The following is a 23016-nucleotide window of genomic DNA, read 5'->3' as shown; positions in this document are numbered from 1 at the left end:
GGGTTGACGGCCCGTCCCATCCGAGTAACCCCGCCTCGGGAACTTCATTGCTTGGAGAGGTCAAGGAAGCTGCGGAAACTCATCCTCCCCGCTGCCAAAATTTGCAGACCTCCCAGCGTGACCTAGTCCTGGAACCTCACGTTGCGCGTCAGCTTGGCGATTTCCGCAAGCGTCTCTTCGCCAGTCTTGCGATCACGCTGCCAAATGTTGCGGCCAACGATGACGCCGCGAGCACCACCACGAAGGGTCTGGGCAACGGCGTCGACCGTCTCCGACGGCGGGCCGGACAACGGGCCACCGGCGATGACCAGCGGAACCTTGAGTTCTTCGGAGAGACGCTTGGTACGTTCTTCGCCGGGGAATGCGATCTTGATGATATGCGCGCCAAGGTCGTAAGCGATACGAGCAACCTTCTCTTCCTCCTCGATCACTTCCTGCGTGCGCGGGGCACCCATGATGACGGGCTCGAGGACCAAGGGAATATCCCAACGATCGCACGAGGCGACGACACGGCCCACGCGAGCGCATATCTGGACACGCTCGTGCCTGGACATGTTCCATGGGAAGAGCATCTTCACGGCGTCGACGCCCATGCGGACAGCTTCCTCAACCGTCGTGATCAGATCATGCGACCCACCGCCGTCGAGCTCGCGAAATTCATTGTATGTATCGATCGTGAGAACGCGCGTCAGATGAGGATGTGCGGCGAAGAACTTCTCGGTCTGCTTGACCTGGCCGGGGGTCATCATGAAGCCGGTCACATCGTTGCCCGCCCATGCCGCAAACGGGGCGGAAGGCGTTTCCAGCCCTTCGATACGATCAAAAATTAGGCCGTGGTCAACCGGCATGATGATCGCAGCGCGATCGCTCGGCAGGGTACGACGAAGACGATATTCCATCGACATGACATTCTTCCTATCTTCTCGACGGCCTCGGCCGCCATGATTAGTGCTCCACCCAAGTCTCGAGTATTTTGTACGGACAAGACGGACGATACGTATCTACGATCCTTCGTTTTGAGGTGTCAAGCACAAATTGGGAGATGGCGTTGAACACCGACGTCTTCAGGCGCGCAAAAACGATCCCGACACGTCGTATCGGGATCGAAGCCGGGTCTGTGCTATCTGGGAGTCGTGCCGCAGGCGGGTGGAAATAGACCCAAAGACGATGCCGTTGGGTTTCGCAGTGACGGCTATTTCCGAAAATGAGAAAGGCGCTGCGGTCTGCAGCGCCCAATAAGGCTCTTTGCCTTCAGAGGTTACTCGCTCGCGCCGGGGTTCTGCACAACATCCGCCGGAGCCTCCGCATCGACGGAGATTGTCACGACATCGCTTCGAACGAACGACTGATAGAAGTCAAAGACGCGACCGGCTTCCGAGCGAGATGTCGATTGAACGAAAAGAACGGGTGCGCCCTTCGCCAGCCCCAATAGCTTTGCCGTATCTGCAGGTGCGCCCACGGCCGCGACTTCGCGCCTCGCAGCGTAGATCGAGAAACCCGCGGAGGCCAGGGTCCGGTTCAATGACGCGGTACCTTCCATGACCGGTTTGCCCATCAGCGATGCACCGACCTCAGCCGGAAGATAGTTCGTGGAGTGCATTGCAGCCTTGCCATCGATATGCCGTATACGCTCGATCACGAATCCATTCTCACCCTTAGGCAGCCTCAAGGCATCGGCGGCAAAGTCCGGCAGGGTTTCGAAGCCGCCGCGCAGCACCGAGGTTTCGATGGCGTTGTCGGGCGAGTGCGCGCCTGTTTCCAGGAAGCCTTGAGTAACCTGCAGCTTCCATTGATTCTCCGCCGGGTCGGAAACGAATGCGCCGCGTCTGGGAACGATCCGGATCAGGCGCTGCTGCTCCAGTGCACGGAGCGTCTCGCGGACTGTGGATCGAGCCAGATCGAACGATCGACAAAGTTCCGTTTCACCGGGGACACGGTCACCCACCCGGTATTCTCCCGTCTTAATTTGCTCCTCGATTATGCGAGCGAGCTGAAGATAGTAGGGCTCCGCGGCGGTCCGATCGATATTTTGCATAACAGCTCTCACTTTTGTCCGAACGAAGCGTACACCAAACGCAGGGTTGTCGTCTATTGGTCGATTTTCAAACGCCTTCATGCCGGCTGCAGGTCCGACGTCGATAAACTGCGGGCCGACTATGGGCTTATAACCGATCCGCTTTCCATGGTTATAGACCCCACGGTCATCGAGGACGCAACGCCGGATACTGCTGTCATCTGCAGGAGATAGGCCAGCAGTGGCGATTGTCTCTCGATAATTAGCGATCTCATGGCGCACCGTGTGTAGCCGAACCGCCGATAGACGGCCGGACAAAAGAGTCTCTCGACAATTCTATAATTACGTTGACGAGCTCCGATCAATTTTGTACGTACAGAGCATACAGTAGAAACATCTCGGGTGGAGCGAGAGGTTTTTCTGTCGGTCAGGCGCTCATTCGCCACCGTTGATGCTTCCGACAATAGTGTCGGTTTTTTTGGGAGAGGAAGTCTCGATGTCTATGATGAAGTGGCGGCCGGCTAATGCCGGTGCGCATGTGAGCACGCTTGCGCTTTCGGTCGCATTTGGACTGCTTGCAGTTCAGCCGGGCCAGGCGGAAGACGTGACCCTGACCGTTGCCCTTGCCGCAAACCCGCAGATGGAAACAGCGGCAAAGCTGATCGACAATTTCTACGCCAAATACCCCGACATCAAGGTCAAGTTCCAGACTCTTCCGGAGAATCAACTGCGCCCGACCGTCCTGAAGGATGTCGCGACCAAGTCCGGACAGTTCGACGTCGTGATGATCGGCGCATATGAAGTTCCCCTCTGGGCACAGAAGGGCTGGATCACAAACCTTAGCAAGGAATATGCCGCCAACGACGCGGAATGGAAGGCCGATGACCTCCTGACCCCGATCCGTGACCTGGTGTCATACGAAGGCGACATGTTCGCGACACCCTTCTACGGCTCGTCGTCCTTCATGTTCTATCGAAAGGACCTCTTCGAAAAGGCGGGCCTGACAATGCCCGAGCAGCCGACATGGGAACAGGTCGCGGATTTCGCCGCGAAGCTTGACGATGACGCCCATAACGTCTCCGGCATCTGCTTGCGCGGCATCCCCGGCTGGGGTCAGAGCCTCGCCCCGCTGACGACTGTCATCAACACCTTTGGCGGCCGTTGGTTCGACGAGAACTGGGAGCCGCAGCTGAGCTCGCCAAAGAGCAAGGAAGCGATCAACTTCTATGTCAACCTGCTCAAGGAACATGGCCAGCAGGACGCGGCAAAGGACGGTTGGCAGGAGTGCCTGCAGCTCTTCACGCAGGGCAAGACCGCGATGTGGTACGACGACACGGTCTTCGCAGGCCCCGTCATCGACCAGGCAAATGCTGCCGTGAAGGGCAATGTCGGCTTCGCTCTCGCTCCGATCAAGGAAAAGCCGGGCTCTGGCTGGCTCTGGGCCTGGGGACTTTCCATCCCGACCACCAGCAAGCATCAGGACGCCGCCTGGAAGCTGATCGCCTGGTTGACCAGCGAGGAGTATATAAAGCTTGCGGGCGAGAAGGCTGGCTGGGGCACCGTCCCTCCCGGCTCCCGCGAGTCCACCTACAGGCTGGCTGAATACGAAGCGGCGACGAAAGACTATGCCGGTCTGACGCTCAAGTCGATCAACGCTGCCAATCCGCTGAAACCGACGGTAGACCCTGTTCCATATACGGGCGTCCAGTACGTTACGATCCCGGAATTCGAGCAAATCGGCGACTTCACGTCGCAGCAGCTTGCCGGCGCGATTAGCGGCCAGATGAGTGCCGACGACGCGATCGCTGCGAGCGAGACCAAGATCAAGGAGATCATGGAAGACGCGGGCTACATCAAGTAACCGAGCCCTGGCGGGTCGCCTCCCTCCCGGCGGCCCGCCAAAATCCCGGCATTCTTCATGCGGATGAAAATCATGACATCGATTTCACTATCAGACGGTTCCCGGAGTGCGCGAGCCCGCAGAAGCGGCGCGAAAGGCTGGTGGGACCGGCTCCCTCTCCTGCCTGCACTTATCTTCGTGATTTTGGTCACACAGCTGCCGTTCGTCATCACTCTTTACTATAGCTTCCAACGTTGGAATTTGGTCTCGACCAACCCTCCGCGGTTTGTCTGGTTCCGGAACTTCGTCAACGCGGCCTCCGATGCTACATTCCTGAAGGCGATACTGAACACTGGCATTATGACGCTTTCGATCGTCGTCGCATCAGTGGTCGTCGGCGGGCTTCTCGCAGCAGGCCTGAACCGGGAATTCCGCGGACGAACTATCGCGCGCACGCTTGCGGTCACACCGTTTTTCATCATGCCAGTGGCAGCCGCGCTGTTCTGGAAAACCGGAATCTACGATCCGACCTTCGGTATTCTCGGCTGGATCACCGACGAGATCGGTATCGGGCGCATCAACTGGATCAGCCAGTACCCCAAAGTGACGATCATCATTATCACGGCATGGCAGTGGTCAGCCTTTGCGCTCCTCATTCTGCTGGCCGGCATGCAGTCGTTCCCGACCGAAGTCGCCGAAGCTGCCGAAGTTGACGGCGCGAACCGCTTCTACACCTTCCGACGCTTGATGCTGCCGCACCTGCGGCCCTTCATCGAATTGACCGCTCTCCTCGTCGCCATGTACGTGCTTGAGAATTTCGCGGCGATAGCCATCCTGACGAATGGCGGTCCCGCGCACGCGACGACCAATCTTTCCTATTACGTTTACCTTGAGGCCTTCAGCGCCTTCGACCTCGGTCGCGCATCCGCATTCGGAATGATCTCGCTCGCACTCGCCATGGCGCTCACGATCCCCATGCTGCGCGTCGTGTCGGGCATCTTCAAGGAAGGAGGCCGCGCATGAACCGCCGTCGAGCCGGTTTCCTCGATCCGCTTCTGACGCTCCTTACCTGGACCGGGACGCTGATCATGTTCGTGCCGATCGCCTGGATGATACTGACGAGCTTCAAGACGGAGGAAGACGCGGTCAGCTATCCACCCAAGCTGTTCTTTACCCCGACACTCGACCATTATCGCCGGATATTCGAGAACGACTTCGCTTCCTTCGCGGTGGTTTCGATCCTCGTTACAATTGTCTCGACCGCGATCGTGATCGTGCTAGCCGTTCCCGCAGCGTTCGCTCTGACCGTCCGGCCCGTGCCGAAGTGGAGGGATGTCCTGTTCTTCTTCATTTCAACCAAGATGATGCCGATCGCGGCGGGTATCGTGCCGATCTATCTGGTGGCGCGCACCTTTGATCTCCTGAATACGTCCACCGTTCTCGTCATCGTTTACACCTCGATGAACCTACCGCTGGCGATCTGGATGATCCGTTCGTTTATGGTCGAAATCCCCCGCGACGTCTTCGATGCCGTCGCCGTCGATGGCGCGGGCCGCATCCGGGAAATGATCCAGATCATCGTTCCCTTGATCAGGCCCGGCCTCGCTTCCACAGCGTTGCTGTGCGCGATCTTCGCCTGGAACGAGTTCTTCCTCGCCGTGAACCTTACGACGACGGTGAGCACCCTTCCCGTCTTCTTGCAGAAATTCCTGAGTTTCGGGAAACTCTACACCGCGCAGGTCGCAGCCGTTGCGACACTCATCAACGTTCCCGTCGTCGTCGCGGGCTGGCTGGCGCAGAAGAGCCTGACACGTGGCCTAACATTCGGAGCAGTAAAATGAGCATGGACAATTTGTTTGGCGGCGCGGCGAGCGGCAAGATGAAAGCGATCCGGATTACCCAGGACCATCGGATCAGCGTGATCGAAACAACTGTCCCGGCCGTCGCCGACGACGAAGTTCTGGTCAAGCCGACATGCTGTGGGATTTGCGGCACCGACCTTCACATCCTCAAGCACGGCTTTGTCGGAACGAACTACCCGGTTATCCCCGGCCATGAATTCGCCGGGCATGTGGTCGCAGCGGGTCGGAATGTCCGAAACGTCAAGGCTGGAGATTTCGTGGCCGTCGATCCGAACGTGGTCTGCGGCGCTTGCCGCTGGTGCCAATCCGGAAGGCCAAATCTCTGCCTTCACCTCACTCCGATCGGCGTAGGGCGTGCGGGCGCAGCTGCCGAGTACGTTGCTGTGCCCAGCCGCAACGCTTTCAAGGTGAGCGAGTCCATCGGTTCCGATGTCGCGGCTCTCATCGAACCGCTGGCCTGCGCTCTGCATGCCGTCGATTCCTCGCAAGGGGTCCAAGAACGGCAGGTTCTTGTTCTCGGCGGCGGTACAATGGGGCTGCTCATCGCAATCGCAGCGAAGCATGCGGGTGCCGGAAAGGTTACCCTCGCCGACCCGGCCACCGCGAAACTGGATATCGCCAGAAATGTCGGAGTCGACGCCGCGGTACAGCCGTCTGACCTTGGTCGCGAGCGATTTGATGTTGTTTTCGAAGCAGCGGGCGTTCCGGCGGCTCTGAACCAAGGCCTGCAGCTCGTCGAGAAGACCGGGGCCTACGTCCAGGTCGGCGTGCATGACGAGCATGCCGAGGCCTCCTTCGTCCCCTTCAAGCTTTACGAACAGGAGTTCCGTCTCATCGGCTCGAATTCGTGTGCGGGCAAGTTCGGTGCAGCCGTCGAGCTGATGCCCGACATCCGGGACAAGGCCAAGCTTCTCATTGGCGAGAGCTTCCCGGTCTGGAGCTTCGATACGGCTGTTCGGAGCATGCAGGCAGGAACGTCGATCAAGACTCAACTGAGCTTTTGAGCGCCCCTGTTCTGGCAAGGAGAATATGGAATGCTAGTGTGCGGCGTCGATATCGGGACGACCAATCTCAAGGTCTCGATCGTAGATGGGACGGGTGTTTCCAGATGGACGCGTGCCGTTTTGACACCGCGCACCGCGGCGTCGATTGGTGCCGGCGTGGACGCAAGCCAGCTCGTTGGCGCGATTGAAGACCTCATCATCGAAGGGTGGAGTGCGGTCGGCGGAGGTATGCGGCTCTCGGCGATCGCGACGACGGGTGTCGGTGAAGACGGTATTTTCATCGACCAGACGCTAACCCCGCTGGACCAGGCCATCCCATGGTACGATCGACGCGCGGTGGGCGAGGCCACGCAGATAAGGCAAAACGCGCTCGCGACGACGCGAGCGGGGATAGAAATGGAGCATACCCGGACGGGAGCGAAGTGGCTGTGGCTACGCCGCCACCGGCCGGAACTCTTTGCGCAGCATAGCACGTGGATCGCATTGACGGACTATCCGTCCGTTGTTTGGACCGGTCAGCCGTTCATGAGCGAAACGCTGGCGTCCCGCTCGGGATGCTATGACATTGGCCGACGCGCGTGGATCGCGGAACTGCTCGAAATATGCGGGTCGCCCGAACTCCCGGCAGTACGGCGAGCAGGCGAAGCCATCGGTACTATGCGGCCCGGTCGCCTTATCTCCGCGGGCGCGGCGAACGACGACACGCTCGTTGTCGCAGGCGGACACGATCATCCGGTCGCCGCGGCGATGATCCAGAGGATCGATCCAGTGGCCCGGGTGGACTCGATCGGCACGGCGAATGTCATCTACGGCGAAACCGCATCGTTCCCGTTGGATCGGTTCGATCGGTATCTGGCGTTCACGGTTCCGGTGCAGGCAAAGATCGGTGTCGCGTGCCTTGGCGTTTTCGAATTCTCGTCAGCGGTTCGATCTCTGCAATCGCAAGGCCTCGATATCCGCCCCATCCTGGCGATGCCCAAAATTCCGGGTGAGCCGAACTTCTTCGCGTCTGCCGCCGACCTGCCGGCGATGCCGGACGCACGTTCCGTTCTGGAAATGGCCGGGATCACGGCGCGACGGATGTTTGATCACATGCGGTTCGCCGGCGTCCGGGACACGGAAATCTACGCCACCGGGGGCTGGAGCCGTTCGCGTAGCCTGCTCGAATTGCGGGCCAGCATCTTTGGCCGCTCCATTCGGGTGCTTAGCGTGCAGGAACCTGCGGTCGCCGGAGCCGCTCTGCTCGCGGCTGAGGGGCTCGGCGAGGTCGTCGACTTCACCACTGGAGTCACGACGCAGACGATCGATCCGGACCCGCACTGGGCCCGATTCTACGACGATAGATACCAGGCGTTTTACGACGCCTCGATACGTCAGGCGATTTGACGCCGACTGATCTGCAAACATCCGGGAGGAATTTATGTCCGTCATCGCAATCGAAAACCTCAACAAATCGTTCGGCGCGTTCAATGCCGTCGATAACCTCAACCTGACGACGGAGGACGGTGAATTTGTTGTGCTCGTCGGGCCGTCTGGCTGCGGCAAGACAACAACAATGCGAATGATCGCGGGTCTCGAAGGCTCGACATCGGGCAGGATCAGCATCGATGGCGAAAACGTAACCGAATACAGCCCGTCTGAACGGGACGTCGCGATGGTTTTCCAGAACTACGCCCTCTACCCGCATCTCACCGTCTATGAAAATATGGCTTTCTGCCTCAAGGTCAGGAAATGGTCCAAACAGCAGATTGACGCTCAGGTACGAAAGACCGCAAAGGCGCTGGACATCGAAGCGCTTCTCGAGCGCAAGCCATCCGCGCTCTCGGGTGGACAACGTCAGCGTGTCGCGCTTGGCCGGGCCATCGTGCGGGAACCGCGTGTGTTCCTTATGGACGAGCCTCTGTCCAATCTCGATGCGAAGCTTCGGATCGAAATGCGTGCGGAGATCGTCAAGCTTTGCCGCCGCCTCAAAATCACGACGTTCTACGTAACCCATGACCAGCTCGAAGCCTTGACGATGGGTCACCGGATCGTGGTCATGCGTGGTGGCGTCGCCCAGCAGATCGACACGCCACAGAATATCTACGATACCCCGGTAAACACGTTCGTCGCCGGATTCATCGGCAGTCCTCCGATGAACTTCGTGAACGCCGAAATTGAGAATGGGGCGCTCGTCGGCCCGGGCTTCAAATTGGTGCCGCAGGGTACCGTGGCCGATGCCCTGCGCAATAGAGCCGGAACAATGATCGCCGGAATCCGCCCCGAACACCTTTCCCCCCAACTCGACGAAGTGAAGGCAGACGCCGGCACGGTCAAGGGGCGCATTGAGCTTATTGAGCCGCTCGGGTCTCAGGTGATGATACAGGTTGCGGTCGGTCGCAATCTCGTCTCAGCCCAGTTCGAACGGGGCCCCGAAGTCGAAGTCGGGAAAGAAATCGTGCTCGTGCATCGACCGAATACCATCCATGCCTTTGATAGCGTGAGCGAGCGTTCTGTCCTCACGCCCGCCAACTGACCGTTCCGGAGAGAATTATGAAGAAGCTGATCAACGAGCCGTCTACGGTCGTGCGTGATATGCTGGAGGGAGTTGTCGCGCTCTCTCCGGCCACCGTCCTGCTCGCCGACGAAAACGTCGTCATAAGATCTGACCTTCCCGAGGCCAGTCAGAGAAAAGTCGCAGTGCTGTCGGGCGGAGGCAGCGGCCACGAACCCGCTCATGCCGGTTACGTGGGCAGAGGCATGCTGACCGTCGCCGTCGCCGGTGATGTCTTCACGTCTCCCAGCGCCGACGCGGTGCTGGCCGGGATCAGAGCCGCATCCGGACCGGCGGGTGCGCTGGTAATCGTCAAGAACTACACCGGAGACAGATTAAACTTCGGCCTGGCGGCGGAACTTGCCCGCGCAGACGGGATTCCGGTCGAGATTGTCGTCGTCGCTGACGACGTCGCCCTCAAGGACACCGTACCCGCGGACCGCCGCCGCGGCATTGCCGGGACTGTTCTCGTCCACAAACTTGCAGGAGCCGCGGCAGAACAGGGTCTGCCGCTTGCCGACGTCGCCCGGGTTGCTCGTTCGGCCGCCGATCGTCTCTCCTCGATGGGAATCGCGTTGGGGTCCTGCACTCTTCCGGCCGTCGGGAAACCTGGCTTCGGACTCGGCGACGAGGAGATCGAAGTCGGGCTTGGCATCCACGGAGAACAGGGTGTCCGCCGGATGCCGATCGCGTCCGCGGAGCAGCTGACTTCGCTCGTCATAGAAACGATCGAAGCCGACGGAAAGGTCAAAAGCGGTGACCGGGTTCTACTGCTGGTCAACGGACTTGGGTCTACGCCGCCCATGGAACTCTCCATCGTCGCCCGGTCTGCAGTCGCAATCCTCGAAAGAATGGGCGTGACCGTAGAGCGGGCCTGGGCCGGAACCTTCTTGTCCGCATTGGACATGCCAGGTTTTTCGTTGTCGCTACTACCGGTTTCCGACCAGGACCTTACCCTCATCGACTCCTTTACAGACGCCATCGCGTGGCCGCGGGGCGGAGCCGTCAACAAACGGCGTGTATTGTCATCGACGGCGGGCGGAGAAGACATGGTGTCCAGCGGCAAGACCACGGACGCCGGCACCCGATTGCGGAAGGCTATCGAAACGATCGCCCGCGCATTGATCGCCGCAGAGCCACAGCTCACCGAGCTGGACAGCCTCACCGGAGACGGAGACCTCGGAACGAGCATGAAGCGTGGTGCTGAAGCTGTGCTTGCGCTCCCAAAAGAAAGCTTCAGCGACGTCGCCAGCGGCTTGATGGCTACGGCAAATGCGATGCGAAAAGCGATCGGAGGCAGTTCCGGCCCCTTCTACGCCACGGCATTGATGCGGGCGTCCAGACACCTCGCTGGTTTGGACGAACCAACGGCAGCCCAGTACTCAGAAGCGTTTCTCGCCGCCGTTCAGGCAATATCTGATCTCGGTGGCGCGAAGCCTGGCGACAGAACGATGATCGACGCCCTGAACCCTGCCGCTCAGGCTTTCGCAGGTGCCCTCGCCGCCGGCGCGCCGACGGCAACCGCATGGCAAAACGCGATAGGCGCAGGCATAGCCGGGGCGGACGCCACGAGTTCGATGCGTCCTCGTCTGGGTCGAGCGAGCTATCTCGGCGACCGTGCTATCGGACACCCGGACGGGGGAGCGGTCGCGGTAACGGTATGGCTGAGGGCCATCTCCGCCTTTTTATCGGCGTTCATTTTCGTCCATTGAGCTTTCCAGATCGGCACGGAGGAGCCCAAAGAGTTTGCATTGTCTGACACTCGATCGGAGCGGAAGCGAGAACCGGTACATCCTCGATACCGTCTCACGGCTTAAACCGAAGACCTGAGAGGCCCCGCATAGACTGTAACCCTCAACGAAAACAAACCGGTGAACGGCGGCGTGGCTCTTCACGGCAAACATTCCCGGCCATGCTCGACAAGAGGACAGCCGACCACTGGCCGGGTTTATTCCGGCCGGTCAGCTACAATACCAGCGTCCAGGTGGAAAACTTTGTCAGCGCCTTGCCCCTGAATGCAGGCTTCTCTTTACCAAGCCGCCTCGTAGATCTCAGTGACATCCGACTGCGACATCGCACGGGGATTGTTCACCAGAAGCCGCGTCTGTTCCATTGCGCTTGCCGCAAGCAGAGATAGATCGCCTCTGGGAATGCCGACATCCCGCAGCCGCGTGGGCAGGTTCAGGCGCAGAGGGAGCATAGCCAATCCCTCGATGAAAGCCAAAAGCCGCTCTTCCCGGCAGGCAGGCTCAAGGTGAGGAAAGAGGCACGGGGCCAATTCCGCATAGGCATCACCACACACCGTCGCGTTGAAGCGCAGCACATGCGGCAGGACCAGACTATTGGAAAGGCCGTGCGGAATGTGATAGCGGCCGCCGATCGGGTAGGCGAGAGCATGCACGGCCGCGACCGGCGAGTTGGCAAAGGCCTGGCCAGCCTGCATGGCACCGATCAGCATCGCTTGCCTGGCGTCCAGATCGGCTCCTTCCATCACGGCAGTCTCGATATTCGCCCCGAGAAGCCGAAGTGCCTCCTTGGCAAGAGCACGGGAAACCGGATTGTTGTTCGCGCTTGCAGAAGTGAAGGCCTCGATGGCGTGTACCATGGCATCAATCCCCGTTGCAGCCGTCACAGCCGGCGGAAGACCGAGGGTCAGCTCGGCATCGAGAAGGGCAGCATCCGGCAGCAACACCGGCGACACGACACCTTTTTTCTCGTATGCGCCCGTGGTGACAATAGAAATTGGTGTGACTTCAGACCCGGTGCCCGCAGTTGTGGGAACAAGCACCAGCGGCAAGCGCCGTCCGCTTACCTTAGCCACGCCATAGATATCGTCGAGTGCTTCGCCGCTTTTGCAGAGCAGGGCCACCAGCTTTGCGACATCGAGCGACGAGCCGCCGCCGATGCCGAGCACACCGGTGGCGCCGAAACCGATAGCGTGCGCCACTGCAGCGTGAATGACGTCTTCCGGCGGATCGGCGACAACGCCGGTGAAGATCGATGTCTCGGCGGCGCCTGCCGAAAGGCTCGTCAAGGCCGTCTGAACCAGCCCCGCCTTGACCACCCCCTCATCCGAAATCACCGTGACACGCGGGCCGAGCAGGGCTTTCGTCAGCTCCGAAAGTCTGGCGATGCAACCCGGGCCTGCGATGATCTGCGGGACGGTTGCAAAAGTGAATGTGGACATTTTTCCGGCCTCTCACTGATGCCATTTGACGAGCGGCTGATAGTGATGCGGCTGGCGCATGACAACGAGATCCTTTCTCCGGACGACGTTCGTCGGATAAGGCGTATCGAGATTGGTGGTGTCCACCGTTGCCGCGGCAATCCCGTCCTCGTCCAAAATCGCAGACTCCTGGCGTGGAAATGCAAAGGAATCCGGTCCGAAGACAGCGCTTTTGCCGTGATATCCCCGAGCCGGGTCCAGCACATTGGCGAAGGCGAAATAGAGATTGTTCTCACCGCCACGCACACGCAAGGCATGCCAGTGATAGGGATCGGCGCCCTTCGGGATCGGATAGTTGTGCGGAATTTTCGTGCCGTTGTGGCTGCCGGTGAACGTGCCTGCGATGGCCGATGGGCAGGCAACCACGTCGCATCCCATCAGAGACAGCGAGCGGATGGCTTCCGGATAGAGCGCGTCATGGCCGATCGCCAGGCCGACGCGGCCGATGGCAAGATCATAGACTTTCCATTCGTCGCCAGCCGTCGCCCAGCTGTCAGCAACGCCGAGATGTGTCTTGCGGTAGCTGCCCACAAGCCCCTCGGGGCCGGCAAGAACCGCGCTGTTATAAACTTTGTCGCCATCCGCTTCGGCAAATCCGGCAACAAGATAGAAACCGAGCTTCATCGCAAGACGCACGAAGGCAGAGACTGTCGGGCCACTCAGCGGCTCGGCCCGGCTTCCGGGTGCCTCCAGCCCCGTCAGCGACAGTTCGGGGAAGACAAGAATGTCGGGCGCTGCGGCCGCCTTTGCCTGTGCAGCCATGGCGCCGATGCGGGCGAGATTGTCAGCGACCACGGCCGTTGGTGCGAACTGCGCGACCGCCGCCTGCGAGGTGCGCCCGCGGGGGATCGGCTGATAGCCGTAAAGACGGAAATAGTCGCCCGGGTTCCAGGTAAAGCTGTTGGTCATCATGTTCATGTACAGTTCCGGCCGCCGGGCCTTGAACACCGGTTCCGATAGAACCTCCCGGCGGCGGGCGCGGGCGGGATCGATAGTGCCGTAGGCGATACCGTCGCCGGTATCGATCGAGGCCGACACCGTTCCGTCCGGCTCGATCAGGCAGCTGCCACCGGAAAACTGCACGGTACGCTCCAGTCCCCAGCGGTTGCTTTCGATGACGTAGCAGGCATTTTCGAAGGCACGGTTGATCCAGTAAGGCGCCGGCGTGCGCTCCTGCAGCCAGTTGGAGATGTGGCAGATGACATCGGCACCTGCCAAGGCCTCCAGCCGCGCCGTTTCGAAGAAATGCAGATCCATGCAGACCAGCATGGAGATACGGCCGATCTGCGTTTCAAAGACCTCATGGACGATATCGCCATTGGCGGCCCATTTCGGTTCGGCGATGTAGGGGTGTGACTTGCGATGCCGTCCCACCACGCCGTCCGGTCCGATCAGGACGGCGGTGTTATAATAAAGATCGCTCGCCGGGTCGACTTCGGGCATGCCGATGACGATGTAGCAGCAGTGCTTGGCGGCGATCGTCTGGAAAAGATCGGTGGTCGGGCCGGGGATGGTTTCGACGAAAGGCTTCACTTCGGCCCGGTCAAACCAGCAATATCCGGTGGTGCCCATTTCAGGCGTGACAATCAGGCGCGCGCCGGCTTGCGCGGCCTCTTCGCAAAGCGCTGCAAGACGGCTGATATTACGTGCCTTTTCGAACATGGTCGGTTCGAACTGGATAGCCGCCGCGGTATAGCTCGGTGTCGATGTCATGGATGTTCCTATTGTCTGGATGATATGTGCCGGCCGCTTCAGACGGCCATATGCCGGTGGACAAGTGTGTCCGAAAGCGTGTCGATGGCGCCCGCCGCCACGACACGCCCTTTCTCCAGCATGGCAAACTGGTGAGATGCCTGACGGGCGAAACTGACGTTCTGCTCGACAAGGATGACGGTCATGCCGATCTCGCGGTTGAGGCGGATGATGATCTTTTCAATCTCCTCGACGATAGAAGGCTGGATGCCCTCGTTCGGCTCATCGAGGAGAAGCACCTTCGGGTCGGCGGCAAGCGCCCGTGCGATGGCAAGCTGCTGCTGCTGACCACCCGACAGGACACCGCCCGGACGGTCGAGATTGGCGATCAGATAGGGAAAGAGCTCGTATACCAGCGCGGGAATTTCCCGCTTGCCATCACTGCGGGCAAAAGCGCCCATCAGGATGTTTTCGCGGATGGTGAAATCCGGAATGATCTCGCGCCCCTGCGGCACATAGGCGATCCCGGCCCGGGCCCGCAGATGTGTCGGCGCCAACGCCACGTCGGCCCCTTCCAGCCGCATCTCTCCGGTCATGCGGTCGGTCAGCGCCATCAGTGTTTTCAGAAGGGTCGTCTTGCCGGTGCCGTTGCGGCCCAGAATGCTCGTCACCTTTCCGGCGGGAATGTCGAGGGTGATTCCGTGCAGGATATGGCTGCGCCCATAGTAGCTGTGCACATCTTTCAAAGACAGCATCAAGAAATTCCTTTCGAACCGAGATAGGCTTCACGGACCTTCGGGTTTTGCTCGATATCCTCGACACACCCTTCCGCCAGAACCTCTCCGAGATGCAGAACCGTGATGCGTTCGGCGATTTCGCGGACGAATCCCATGTCGTGTTCGACGACAAGGATCGTATGTCGGCCTTTGAGATTGTTGATGATCTGCGCCGTCTTGCGGGTTTCCGCCTGCGTCATGCCGGCGGTCGGCTCGTCCAGCAGCACCACCTTCGGATCCTGTACGATCAGCATGCCGAGCTCCAGCCACTGTGTCTGGCCATGGCTGAGATAGGCCGCCATCAGGTTCTGCTCCCCGGCAAGGCCGGTCAGAAGCAGCACCTCGTCGACCCGATCCGCTTCGGTGCGTGAAAACCCGAAGCGCAGGTTGGCAAGCACCGATGGGTTCCGGCAGTTCGCCACCTCCAGGTTCTGGCGAACGGTCAGCTCTCGAAAGATGCTGGGGATCTGGAATTTTCGACCGATCCCGGAGCGGGCGATGCGGTGTTCGGGCCAGTTGGTGATCTCCCTGTCATAGACGAAGACTTTGCCCTTGGTGCTGTGAGTCTTGCCGCTGATCAGATCCATCAGCGTCGTTTTCCCGGCTCCGTTTGCGCCCAGCAGCACCCGCAGTTCGCCGTCTTCGACGGTCATGCCGACATTGTTGACGGCCCGGAAACCACCGAAATCGACACTCAAACCGTCAATGGTCAATGCAATCTTTGCCATGTCAGACTGCCTCGCTTTGCTGTTGCAGGACCGGGAACGGCTCATCGCGCTTGCGGCCGCGAGCAAACCGCCGGACCGCGTCATGGGCAACGCCGCCAAGGCCGCGCGGCATGAACAGAACGACCAGCACGAAGATCAGCCCGATGATGGCCTTCCAGGCTTCGACCAGCGCTTCGGTTTCACTGACCTGCGCCTCGATCATGTTGATCAGAATGGCGCCGATGCAGGCGCCGAGCAGGGAAGATCGGCCGCCGACGGCCGCCCAGACGACCATGGTTACCGAGAAGGACAGGTCCATGAAGGTCGGTGAGGCGAATTCCGCCACCACCACATAGAGCATGCCGGCAAGACCGGCGATGCCTGCCGATATCAGGAAGAAGAAGGCCTGATAGAGCGAGACGTCAAAGCCGAGATAGCGTGCCCGTAGCTGATCGTCGCGAATGGCCTGAAGGATCATGCCGGCACGCGTTTCGACCAATAGCCGGGCCCCGATCAGCACCAGGGACAAGGAGGTGGCACAGAGATAATAGGTGGAGCGGCTATAGGGATCGAACTCGATTCCGCCGATCGTCAGCCAGCCGAGATCCGTCAGGCCATTGAAGCCGTTGGTGACAGGTTGAGCGTCGACCACCAGCAGGCGCACCAGCAGCACCAGAGCCAGTGTGATGATCGAGACGAACACGCCGGAAATGCGCTTGCGGAAAACCAGCATGCCAAGCAGGCCGGCAATCAGCACCGGTAGTGCGATACCAAGGATGAGTCCCACCCACTGGCTCTGAAACGGCAGCCAGAGAAAGGAGCCGTTGGTGATGCAGCACAGTTCCGTCGGAGCGCCTGGTTCGGCGTTCCACAGCATGAAATCCGGAACCGGGCTGTCGGAACCCTGTTGCAGGCTGGTCAGGCTCGATAGCTTCAGCGACATGGCGAGCATGTAGGCCCCGAGGCCGAAAAACAGTCCCTGACCGAGATTGAGGATGCCGGCATAGCCCCAGGTCAGCGCAATGGCGACGCCGAGCATGCCGTAGACGAGGTATTTGGAGATGCGATTCAGCCAGAATTCGTCGCCGAACGCCGGAGCCGCGAAGATCACGATGATGAACAGGGCATAGGCGGCGATCTGGAATTTTCGTTCGATGCTCATGTCAGCGTCCCTTGAAGGAAAACAGCCCGCTGGGCTTGACCAGAATGACGAGGATGACGACGCCGAACACGACCGCGCGCGCCAGGATGTCGTTGGTCCCGATGGCCACCAGCGCATTGATCTCGCCGAGCAGGCCCGATGAAAGGAGTGTGCCGAACAGGCTTCCGACACCGCCGGTCACCACGACCATGAAGCCGTCCACAACCATTGTCGTGCCCATGTCGGGAAAAACCGTCTTGAAGCCGGACATCATGACGCCGGCCACGCCCGCAAGGCCCGAACCGAAGGCAAAGGTCATGGCGTTGACGCGCTTGACATCGATGCCGCAGGCCGCCGCCATCTTTGGATTGCGGATAATGGCGCGCACCTGCATCCCCGCCGATGTGCGATAGAGAATGAACCATGTCATGAGCGTAAGGAGCGCCGTGACACCGATGATGAAGGTGCGATAGGCATTGATCTCTGCTCCTGCGAGATGGAGCGTGCCTTGCAGAGACGGCGGCACGGCAACGTTCTGAAGACCTGAGCCCAGTCCTTCGATGTGCACACCGAAGAAGGACAGTCCGAATTCCAGCCGAACGGCCTGTTGAAGCAGCATGGCGATGCCCCAGGTGGCCAAAAGCGTATCGAGCAGCCGGCCGTAGAGCCGCCGCACCACGAGACGTTCAATCAGCAGGCCGAGCAGCGCCGTTGCCACGAAGGCAAGGGGAATGGCGACAAAGAGATTGGCATCGAGCCAGATGCCCGACAACACAGCGACATAAGCACCGACCATGACCATTTCGCCGTGTGCCATGTTGATGACGCCCATGGCGCCGTATGTAATTGCCAGGCCGAGTGCGACTAGAAGCAGGATAGAGCCGAGACTGAGGCCAATAAAGAGAATGTCGAGCATGAACTACCACCGTTGCTAAAAACGGCGGATCGATCCGTAACGCGCTCTGCACGCCCACGGTAATCGCGGTGCGGGCAAGATCTCGAACAGGCCGATCCGCCTTGCCATGTGTGACCCCGGCAGCCGATGGATGCGGGGATCACGTATGCAAAGCGATCAGCCCTTCAGCTTCGCGGCGTCCAGGCCCTTGTCGGTGCAGAACAGGTTGCTCTCCGTCTCGCCATAGGCCGAGTAAGGCAGCGGTTTGATCGGCGCCGGATAGGCGTCCACCACCTTGCTCTGGCCATCGGCCTGCCACTGGCCGATACGCGGCGTCAGCCAGCAATGCAGGTTGTCGGGATCGGTCGTGACCTTACCGCCGGGCGCCTCATATGTCTGGCCGCGAATGCCTGCGCGGATCGCGTCCGCCGAAAGATCACCGGATTTTTCGACGGCCTGCTTCCAGAGAAAGACCTGGAAATAGGCCGCTTCGAGCGAGTGGTAGGTCACAGCCTTCGGATCGTTGACGAAGACCCGGAAGCGATCGATGAAGCTCGTGTTGGCCGGCGTGTCGATCGACATGAAATAGGGGAAGGACGTGTAGCTACCCGCGGCATATTCGGCGCCCATGGCGGCGATCTCGATTTCGGACGTCACCGTCGCGCAGATCGGGATAACCTCCTGCGAAAGCCCCTGGTTCTTGAATTCCCGATAGAAGGCGATAATCGAGTCTCCGACCACATTGGAGAGCACGACGTCGGCGCCGGATTCCTTGATCTTGCTGACCATCACGGCCCATTCCGAATGGCCGAGTTCCAGATATTCGTCGGCGACCCATTCGGCACCGGCCGCCTCGATCAGTTTCTTCGAGACCTTGGCCATTTCGCGCGGATAGACGTAGTTGGAGCCAACGATGAAGAACTTCTTCTTGCCGAGCTTTTCGACGATCCACGGAATGTAGTTGGCGAGCTGCTGGTTCGGCACCGCGCCAGAATAGACGACATTGCGCGAGCACTCGAAGCCCTCGTAATGCGTCTGATAGAACAGCATGGCGCCGCGTCGTTCGAAGATCGGCAGCACGGCCTTCCGGCTTGCCGAGGTGTGGCAGCCGAAGACCGTGGTGATCTTGTCTTTGAGGACCAGCTTGGAGGCTTTCTCGCTGAAGGTTTTGGGATCGGAAGCGCCGTCTTCGATGACCACCTCGACCGGGCGGCCCAAAACGCCGCCGGCCGCATTGATCTCGGCCACGGCCATCATAACACCGTTGGCCAGGAGTTTTTCCGCGACGGAGAGACCTCCGGTCTGCGAGTAGAGCGCGCCGACCTTGATGGAATCCGCGGCAAATGCCCGGCCGCCCAGTGCCGGAAGTGCGAGCGCCGCGGATGCGGTTGCGGCTGTCTTGAGAAATTCACGTCTGTTGAACACCATCTTGGTTCCCCTTTTTTGATTGGCGCACACGACCGCAGCGCCTGCCGAAGGGACAGGCCGCAATACGGGAAATATGGATAGAGGTCTGACGTCACTGTCAGCAGACAACAAAAAACCCGCGAGGCTTGTCAAAGCCTGCGGGCATCCTTGCCACCAAAGCATCACGGCTTTACCGCATGCAACACCGATACATGGCTTCGTTCGGGAAGGGATGTATCAGAGGCGTTTCAATCGAAGCGCAACAAAAACTAATCATGTTTTTGGGGCATGCGCAAGAGGTGTTCCGCGTTGATGATCGAATTGGCAATGTCGTCGATCGGCACGCGCCGGGCCATCGCCTGCTGGCGCATCTCCTGGTAGGCTTCGCTCTCGCTGGTGCCGCGGCTGGCCATCAGGATGGCCTTCGCGCGGGCGAGTTTCTGGTCGCCCAGAACCTTGCGCTTGTATTTGCGCGCCTCCTTGATCAGCTTCTGTCGCTCGAGCCAGAGACTGCGGGCAATCGCCAGGTTGGTCAGCAGCCCGAATGGCTTGATAGGCCGCTCAACGATGGCAAGCGCGCCGCTTTCGAGCACGATCTGGAGGGTCGAGGGGTTTTCATAACCGACGATCGCCAGCATCGTCGGTGCCGGATTGGGCAGGGCCTTCAGCAGACGCTCGATTTCGGGCCTGGCCTCGTCCTCCATGGCGAGGAACACCACGTCGGTATCGTGCGGCAGCTCGGCGGGCACTGGCCACAGGACGTTGACCATGCACCCGATGCGACGCAGGTGATCAACGAGAAAATCGCCCTCCGACGTGCGAGGATGGATCACGAGAACCTTCAGATCCCGCAAGTCTCTTAGAAGTGCAAACGACACCCTCGCCCCCTTTCAACGCTGAACGCGGTGCGGTGCCGGCTCGACAAAGTCCGCACGATATTCCCGCATGAATGGATCGGGGGCGACCCGCAGCGAAGGATCATGGACGATCTCGTAGATGCCTTGCGCATTCACGCGAGCTACTCTTGGCCAGAGATGTGTGTGGTTGGTCAGCCGGTCGATCTTCACCACCCCCTGCGGCGCGTCGTACTCTGCTTCGTACAGCGCGGGGAGCAGTTCTTCCAGCCTGTCGCTGCCGGCCCGCCCAAGCGCCGCCGCATAGAGATAGACCTGGAAATAGGCGGCTTCCGCCGGAGCTGTCGGCGGCATATCCCTGCCGTAGCTCTTTTTATAGGCGGACACGAAAGCGCGGGCGCGCGGCGTATCGAGCGACGCAAAGAACGGGGCAGCGGTGATATGCCCTTCGGCCACGTCGGGACGCATCCGGATCACGTCCGCCTCGCTGGTCGACTGGCTTGAAATCGGCATTGTCGATGCATCGAAACCGGCCTCCTTGAACGCGGTATAGAACGGAATGATGCCGTCGCCGACAATGGTCGAATAGATGACGTCCGGCTGAGCCGCCCGAATATGCGCGATGATTTTGGCGACGTCCTCGGCCTTGAGGTTCAAAGGCACGTAAAGCTCGTCCAGCACCTGTCCGCCCAGCTGCAGGAAGAGATCGCTGATGGTCCGGTTGGATTCATAAGGGTAGACGTAATTCGAGCCGACAAGAAAAACCCGCTTGCCATAGTGCCTGGTCAGGAAGTCCACCAGCTGGACGGAGTTTTGATTGGGTGCTGCGCCTGTATAGATGCAATGCCGGGAATATTCGAACCCTTCGTAGAGCGTCGGATAGAACAATAGCGCGTCGCGCGCCTCGATCACCGGTAAAACCGCCTTGCGCGTGCTCGACATGTGGCAACCGAAAACGACCCGCACCCGATCGTCGTCGCAGAGCCGGACGGCGAGTTCCTTGTAGAGGTTCGGTGTCGATCGCGGATCGTAGGCGACCGGCTCGATCCGTTTGCCGAGAACGCCTCCTGTGGCGTTGATTTCGTCAATCGCCAGCAAGGTTGCTGCCCGTTGGGTTCTTTCGATGGCCCCGGTCACTCCCGTTTCGGAGAAGAGAACGCCCACCCGCCAGCTATCAGAATCCATATTTGACCACCAAAAAATAAAAAAGCTCCCGCCCGTTTCCGGTCGAGAGCTACCCTGCTCATGGAATAACAACAGCTCGTTGGAGCCTGTATCTCATGATGTCAGCTTCTTTGGCGCCTGACAATCCCTCAAGCAGGGCGCGCATCGGCGTTATTTCGCGGGTCCTCGATCAGCTCGGCATCGCAGCCCCGTCATGGCGATCGTCGCCGTGGGCGAGTTGGTGTTGCCGCAGGTGATCGCACTGGCGAACAAAATGGCTCCGATAATTTGGGCCATACTGACGAAGCAGGAAGATTATCGAGACCCCGCGATGGCCCGATTGGGCGCATGATCGAACAGAAGGCTCACCCGACCACACGTCAAAAGACCCTGAAAACGGCCTATGCGACGATCAAAGGCTTCAAGGTCATGTGCGCTTTGCACAAAGGACAGGCTGCGATTTTCAACCTAACGGGCGATATTCGTGGAGAAGCACGTATTGTTGAACGTGCTTTCGGCATCGTACCAAGCGCGCTGACGGAGGCGGTAGGACTGCTCGCTCAGAGTCTGGAAAATCGCGGGGCTGTCAGGTAATCGACGTCCCGACCAACGGTCATTATGGCACAAATGGAAATGTGCAACAGAGCCCTCAGCCCCCCTGCATATGCGATGATCTGACGGAATATCTGAACAGCCGCAGAACGGTACACACGCGTGCTACTGGACGCGATCCCGCATCCGCAAGCGTTTAAATCCACTTCGGGCCATCTGGGACCGCGTGCAAGCCAAAGATCCAGTCGATGCGCAGCCCTCCAGATGCACAGAAGTTCAGGTCGATACCTGTTTCAGGCGTTGGGCTATCTCTTCGCGCGCGTATTTCACCAACAGTTTTACCAGGCGCTGCTGGGGACGTGCTACGGAACTGATTGCGGCAACGTTAATCTGCAGGCGGGGTCTGAACGGACGAATCTGCATGGCCCCGTGCGGCCGACAGGATGCCGTCAACTCGTCGATGATAGCGACACCAACCCCCTGTTCGACGCAGTACAGAGCCACGTTCATGAAACGCACGTCGATGCCTGGATTGTAGGCCACCCGGCTTTTCTCAAAGGCTTCCTCGACCAGTTTGCTGATACGACTGCCCGAGCCGGCCTTCATCAGGGTCATGCCGCCAATATCCAGAGGGGTGACGAACTGCAGCTCGCCGAGTTCGCTGTCACGCGGAAAAGCGCAAACCATGTTCAGTGTCGCGAGCGGGTTCTGCTCCAGCGTCGGCCTTGGATAGGGCTCCATGGCGAAGCCGATGTCAGATACGCCGGTCTCGACGTAATTCAGCACGGTATCGAGCCGATGCGTTTCGAGCGCGACTTCGACGCCCAGGTGATTTTTCAGAAAGCGGGAAATCACCTGCGGCATGAGCGACTCCGAAAGCTCCGCTGTCGCCGCCACCCGGATGCGGCCTTTACGGCCGGCCTTCAGATAGGCGGCCGTTTGCATGACGGCATCACGCATCATGAACAGCGATTCCGCTTCAGCGAGAAGAACCTGCGCTTCCGGCGTCGGAACCAGACGATTGTTGATCCGCTCGAACAGCAGAAAGCCGAGCGAAGCTTCCGCGCTTTTGATGGAATTTGAGACCGCCGGCTGCGACATCCCCAGATCTTGGGCGGCCGCGATTGTCGAATGCGTCCGAATGACCGCCGCCAGGATTTCCAGTTGCCGTAAGTTCACACCTGACACCCCTCAAATAAAATCAACATAATCAGCAGATTGTATTCATCTAACCTATCAAATCAACCGATAAAATAATTGAAACCGATATTGCCATTCTTGGGACCCCGGCCCTATTATTGCCTTGTAATTCAGCACAAAAAGTTAGTGCCTAAAATTTAACCTACCCC

The 23016-nt window shown here is 59.7% G+C and carries 20 protein-coding genes and 1 pseudogene; 9 read left to right on the top strand and 12 right to left on the bottom strand.

Annotation, left to right across the window (positions count from 1 at the left end):
• Nucleotides 1–122: 122 nt before the first annotated feature.
• Nucleotides 123–905 (bottom strand): class I fructose-bisphosphate aldolase, encoded by a 783-nt coding sequence (locus ADU59_RS09335; RefSeq protein ID WP_068953839.1) that lies wholly within the window; start codon nt 903–905, stop codon nt 123–125.
• A 353-nt stretch (nt 906–1258) separates the two neighbouring features.
• Nucleotides 1259–2296: a GntR family transcriptional regulator gene (locus ADU59_RS09330; RefSeq protein WP_244506383.1), complete on the bottom strand. Its 1038-nt coding sequence runs from the start codon at nt 2294–2296 to the stop codon at nt 1259–1261.
• A gap of 214 nt (nt 2297–2510) precedes the next feature.
• Here ADU59_RS09330 and ADU59_RS09325 point away from each other — a divergent pair, with 214 nt between their 5' ends.
• The 7 genes from ADU59_RS09325 (at nt 2511) to ADU59_RS09295 (ending at nt 10965) form a co-directional block, all read left to right on the top strand.
• Nucleotides 2511–3875 (top strand): ABC transporter substrate-binding protein, encoded by a 1365-nt coding sequence (locus ADU59_RS09325; RefSeq protein ID WP_083198188.1) that lies wholly within the window; start codon nt 2511–2513, stop codon nt 3873–3875.
• A 72-nt stretch (nt 3876–3947) separates the two neighbouring features.
• On the top strand, nt 3948–4877 hold the full coding sequence (locus ADU59_RS09320) for a carbohydrate ABC transporter permease (protein WP_068953837.1): 930 nt from the start codon (nt 3948–3950) through the stop codon (nt 4875–4877).
• Nucleotides 4874–5695 (top strand): carbohydrate ABC transporter permease, encoded by an 822-nt coding sequence (locus tag ADU59_RS09315; RefSeq protein ID WP_068953836.1) that lies wholly within the window; start codon nt 4874–4876, stop codon nt 5693–5695. The genes ADU59_RS09320 and ADU59_RS09315 overlap by 4 nt, the downstream gene beginning before the upstream one ends.
• A complete protein-coding gene (locus tag ADU59_RS09310; protein WP_068953835.1) occupies nt 5692–6720 on the top strand; it encodes an alcohol dehydrogenase catalytic domain-containing protein in 1029 nt (342 codons plus the stop codon). Before ADU59_RS09315 ends, ADU59_RS09310 begins: the two co-directional genes overlap by 4 nt.
• 30 nt (nt 6721–6750) lie before the next feature.
• A complete protein-coding gene (locus ADU59_RS09305; RefSeq protein ID WP_068953834.1) occupies nt 6751–8106 on the top strand; it encodes an FGGY-family carbohydrate kinase in 1356 nt (451 codons plus the stop codon).
• Between the two features lie 34 nt (nt 8107–8140).
• A complete protein-coding gene (locus ADU59_RS09300; protein WP_068953833.1) occupies nt 8141–9235 on the top strand; it encodes an ABC transporter ATP-binding protein in 1095 nt (364 codons plus the stop codon).
• Nucleotides 9236–9252: 17 nt separating this feature from the next.
• Complete coding sequence (locus ADU59_RS09295; RefSeq protein WP_068953832.1) at nt 9253–10965, top strand: dihydroxyacetone kinase family protein; 1713 nt, start codon at nt 9253–9255, stop codon at nt 10963–10965.
• A 317-nt stretch (nt 10966–11282) separates the two neighbouring features.
• On the opposite strand, the gene ADU59_RS09290 is transcribed toward ADU59_RS09295, so the two are convergent.
• The 9 genes from ADU59_RS09290 to ADU59_RS09250 form a co-directional block, all read right to left on the bottom strand.
• Entirely contained in the window at nt 11283–12440 is a 1158-nt protein-coding gene (locus ADU59_RS09290; protein ID WP_068953831.1) for an iron-containing alcohol dehydrogenase, read from the bottom strand.
• A 12-nt stretch (nt 12441–12452) separates the two neighbouring features.
• A complete protein-coding gene (locus ADU59_RS09285; RefSeq protein WP_083198185.1) occupies nt 12453–14204 on the bottom strand; it encodes a nitrilase-related carbon-nitrogen hydrolase in 1752 nt (583 codons plus the stop codon).
• Nucleotides 14205–14230: 26 nt separating this feature from the next.
• Nucleotides 14231–14926 (bottom strand): urea ABC transporter ATP-binding subunit UrtE, encoded by a 696-nt coding sequence (urtE, locus tag ADU59_RS09280; protein WP_068953829.1) that lies wholly within the window; start codon nt 14924–14926, stop codon nt 14231–14233.
• Nucleotides 14926–15675 (bottom strand): urea ABC transporter ATP-binding protein UrtD, encoded by a 750-nt coding sequence (gene urtD, locus ADU59_RS09275; RefSeq protein ID WP_068953828.1) that lies wholly within the window; start codon nt 15673–15675, stop codon nt 14926–14928. Before urtD ends, urtE begins: the two co-directional genes overlap by 1 nt.
• Before the next feature lies 1 nt (nt 15676).
• Nucleotides 15677–16816: an urea ABC transporter permease subunit UrtC gene (gene urtC, locus ADU59_RS09270; RefSeq protein ID WP_068953827.1), complete on the bottom strand. Its 1140-nt coding sequence runs from the start codon at nt 16814–16816 to the stop codon at nt 15677–15679.
• A 1-nt stretch (nt 16817) separates the two neighbouring features.
• Nucleotides 16818–17711 (bottom strand): urea ABC transporter permease subunit UrtB, encoded by an 894-nt coding sequence (gene urtB / locus ADU59_RS09265; protein WP_068953826.1) that lies wholly within the window; start codon nt 17709–17711, stop codon nt 16818–16820.
• Between the two features lie 156 nt (nt 17712–17867).
• Nucleotides 17868–19118 carry a transporter substrate-binding domain-containing protein gene (locus tag ADU59_RS09260; protein WP_068953825.1) on the bottom strand — a complete coding sequence of 417 codons (1251 nt, stop codon included), beginning with the start codon at nt 19116–19118 and terminating at the stop codon, nt 17868–17870.
• A gap of 248 nt (nt 19119–19366) precedes the next feature.
• Nucleotides 19367–19975, bottom strand: a complete 609-nt coding sequence (locus ADU59_RS09255) for an ANTAR domain-containing response regulator (RefSeq protein WP_068953824.1) — start codon at nt 19973–19975, stop codon at nt 19367–19369.
• A gap of 12 nt (nt 19976–19987) precedes the next feature.
• The gene (locus ADU59_RS09250) at nt 19988–21136 is read right to left on the bottom strand and encodes a transporter substrate-binding domain-containing protein (RefSeq protein ID WP_068953823.1); all 1149 of its coding nucleotides are present in this window, start codon (nt 21134–21136) and stop codon (nt 19988–19990) included.
• A gap of 193 nt (nt 21137–21329) precedes the next feature.
• On the opposite strand from ADU59_RS09250, the gene ADU59_RS30595 reads away from it, so the two are divergent.
• Together ADU59_RS30595 and ADU59_RS09245 are read left to right on the top strand one after the other, a co-directional pair.
• Nucleotides 21330–21467, top strand: a complete 138-nt coding sequence (locus ADU59_RS30595; RefSeq protein ID WP_158515709.1) for a hypothetical protein — start codon at nt 21330–21332, stop codon at nt 21465–21467.
• A 38-nt stretch (nt 21468–21505) separates the two neighbouring features.
• Nucleotides 21506–21709: pseudogene (locus tag ADU59_RS09245) on the top strand (IS6 family transposase); the annotation flags it as partial.
• A gap of 234 nt (nt 21710–21943) precedes the next feature.
• Here ADU59_RS09245 and ADU59_RS09240 read toward each other — a convergent pair.
• Entirely contained in the window at nt 21944–22846 is a 903-nt protein-coding gene (locus tag ADU59_RS09240; protein ID WP_068953821.1) for a LysR family transcriptional regulator, read from the bottom strand.
• Nucleotides 22847–23016: the final 170 nt, after the last annotated feature.

The sequence above is a fragment of the Pararhizobium polonicum genome (assembly GCF_001687365.1).
In the GTDB taxonomy this organism is placed as follows: Bacteria; Pseudomonadota; Alphaproteobacteria; order Rhizobiales; family Rhizobiaceae; genus Pararhizobium; species Pararhizobium polonicum.
Note: the sequence above shows the minus strand (reverse complement) of the source record. Positions and strands in the feature narration are given on the sequence as shown.